Genomic DNA, 384 nt, shown 5'->3' with positions numbered 1-384 from the left:
TCGCGGCACTCACCGACATCGCGGGCTCGTCCGCCGTGGTCGATCGCGGCTTCATCGCCTATTCCAACGAAGCCAAGATGGACATGCTCGGCGTTTCCGCCGCCACGCTCGATGCGCATGGGGCGGTTTCGCGCGAGACTGCGATCGAAATGGCGACAGGCGCGCTTACCCGTTCGCGCGCCGGGCTGACCCTGGCGGTTACCGGGATCGCCGGGCCTGGCGGCGGTTCGGCGGAAAAACCGGTCGGCCTGGTCTGGTTCGGGGTTGCGCTGGACGGCCGACCGATTGTCGCCGAGCACCAACTCTTTGCAGACAAAGGCCGCGATTTCATCCGTCGCGAAACGGTCCGGCAAGCGCTGGAACTGGGCCTGCAAGCACTCGGAT

The 384-nt window shown here is 66.4% G+C and carries 1 protein-coding gene; it reads left to right on the top strand.

Annotation, left to right across the window (positions count from 1 at the left end; all coding sequences use genetic code 11):
• Positions 1–384 (top strand): CinA family protein (locus EOC94_RS33890; RefSeq protein ID WP_148128485.1); only part of this gene is annotated, 384 nt, incomplete at both ends.

The sequence above is a fragment of the Mesorhizobium sp. M6A.T.Ce.TU.016.01.1.1 genome, assembly GCF_003997065.1.
GTDB classification, from domain to species: Bacteria; Pseudomonadota; Alphaproteobacteria; order Rhizobiales; family Rhizobiaceae; genus Mesorhizobium; species Mesorhizobium mediterraneum.
The sequence above is the reverse complement of the archived record's forward strand: the minus strand, read 5'-3'. Positions and strand labels throughout refer to the sequence as shown.